The following is a 1997-nucleotide window of genomic DNA, read 5'->3' as shown; positions in this document are numbered from 1 at the left end:
GCCCGCGCTGCTCACCGTGGGCCGCACCACCCCGGACACGGAGCCGCTGGAGACGCGCACCCTGCAGGCCGACGGGCAGCTGCGGATCTCGGCCGACAGCGGCGGGCGACGGCGCCCGGCGACGGGCCCGCTGTGGGTCGAGGAGGCCGGGTACTGCTACGTCCTCGTCCTCGCCGCGAGCCCGGAGACCGGCTGGCGGGTCGAGACGCGGGACCTGGCCTCCGTACCGCTGCTCGACGGGACCGTGAAGGGCCAGGGGTATGGAGTCGTACGTCACACCGGCCCGGCGGCCGAGGTGATGATCAAGCACGAGCCGCGCGGCCTGCTCGACCTCTTCGTGCTCTGGGAACTGAACGAACGCCTGGAACCGGTACGCCGCCTCAGCACAGCCTCCGGTCTCCAGCGCGTTCCGAGCGGATTCCTCCAGATCAGGACCTCGGGGAAGTGGAGCATCTCGACGCACGGCTGACCTGGTCGGGCGCCTCGCACCGCGGACAATGGATTGGACAAGGCGGGCCTGGACAGACGCATCATGGAGCGGCATCCCGCCGCTCAGTTCGTGTACGTACGGAGGAACCCTGTGAAGGTCGGAATCGTCGGAGCCACCGGTCAGGTCGGCACGGTCATGCGCAAGATCCTCGTCGAGCGCGCCTTCCCGGTCGACGAGCTGCGCCTGTTCGCCTCGGCCCGCAGCGCCGGCACCGTCCTGGACGGCGTGACCGTCGAGGACGCCTCCACGGCCGACTACACGGGTCTGGACATCGTGCTGTTCTCGGCGGGCGGCGCCACCTCCAAGGCGCTCGCCGAGAAGGTCGCCGCGCAGGGCCCGGTCGTCATCGACAACTCCTCCGCCTGGCGCAAGGACCCCGAGGTCCCCCTCGTCGTCTCCGAGGTGAACCCGCACGCCATCGCGGACCGCCCCAAGGGCATCATCGCGAACCCGAACTGCACCACGATGGCCGCGATGCCGGTGCTTCGCCCCCTGCACGACGAGGCCGGTCTCGAAGCGCTCGTCGTCGCCACGTACCAGGCCGTCTCCGGCTCCGGCCTCGCCGGCGTCGCCGAGCTGCACGGCCAGGCGCAGAAGGTCGTCGCCGAGGCCGACAAGCTGACGCACGACGGCGAGGCGGTCGACTTCCCCGAGCCGCAGGTCTACAAGCGCCCCATCGCGTTCAACGTCCTGCCGCTCGCGGGCTCGATCGTCGACGACGGCCTGAACGAGACGGACGAGGAGCAGAAGCTGCGCAACGAGTCCCGCAAGATCCTGGAGATCCCGGGCCTCAAGGTCTCCGGCACCTGCGTGCGCGTCCCCGTCTTCTCGGGCCACTCGCTCCAGATCAACGCCCGCTTCGCCCGCCCGCTGTCCGTCGAGCGCGCCACGGAGCTGCTGGGCGGCGCCCCCGGCGTCGAGCTGTCCGACATCCCGACCCCGTTGCAGGCCGCGGGCAAGGACGCGTCGTTCGTGGGCCGCATCCGCGGTGACGAGACCGTCGACAACGGCCTGTCCCTGTTCGTCTCGAACGACAACCTCCGCAAGGGCGCCGCGCTGAACGCGGTCCAGATCGCGGAGCTGGTGGCGCAGGAGCTGTCCGCCAAGTAGTCCGGCCGTACGTGCCTGAAGGGGCGGTCACCGCACACCGGTGGCCGCCCCTCGCGCGTGCCGCGCCGTCAGGGCCTGCGCACCGCGAAGTGCAGGCACCCGTACTCCACGGCCCTGACGTGCACCAGCACCACGGCCGGGTCGCCGAACGCCTCGTCGAGGGCCGCGTCGAAGCCGGCCGTCGCGTCCTCGGGGATCTCCAGGAGGCGGCCGCCCGCGATGTGACCGCGCGCGTCGTAGCGGCGCAGGGTGCGCAGGGCGCCGGGCCGGTCGAAGGGGTAGTGGGCGTCGTCGGGGGTGTGGCCGGGGCAGTCGTCCTCGGTGGCGTGCAGGAAGACGGGGCCCTGCTCGTCGTACGCGCCGGGGTCCGCGCCCGTCGCGGCGGCCCAGCGGCGCA

Annotated in this window: 3 protein-coding genes; 2 read left to right on the top strand and 1 reads right to left on the bottom strand. The window is 72.1% G+C overall.

The features are described 5' to 3' along the window. Both G3I40_RS26385 and G3I40_RS26380 read left to right on the top strand, forming a co-directional pair. The coding region (locus G3I40_RS26385; protein WP_203644819.1) for a hypothetical protein at positions 1–469 on the top strand (469 nt) is incomplete at its 5' end. 111 nt (positions 470–580) lie between these two features. Further along, positions 581–1600: an aspartate-semialdehyde dehydrogenase gene (locus G3I40_RS26380; RefSeq protein WP_164304662.1), complete on the top strand. Its 1020-nt coding sequence runs from the start codon at positions 581–583 to the stop codon at positions 1598–1600. Between the two features lie 68 nt (positions 1601–1668). On the opposite strand, the gene G3I40_RS26375 is transcribed toward G3I40_RS26380, so the two are convergent. After that, positions 1669–1997 (bottom strand): DUF1203 domain-containing protein (locus G3I40_RS26375; protein ID WP_164304661.1); only part of this gene is annotated, 329 nt, incomplete at its 5' end.

The sequence above is a fragment of the Streptomyces sp. SID14478 genome (assembly GCF_010548525.1).
Classification (GTDB): Bacteria; Actinomycetota; Actinomycetes; order Streptomycetales; family Streptomycetaceae; genus Streptomyces.
The sequence above is the reverse complement of the archived record's forward strand: the minus strand, read 5'-3'. Positions and strand labels throughout refer to the sequence as shown.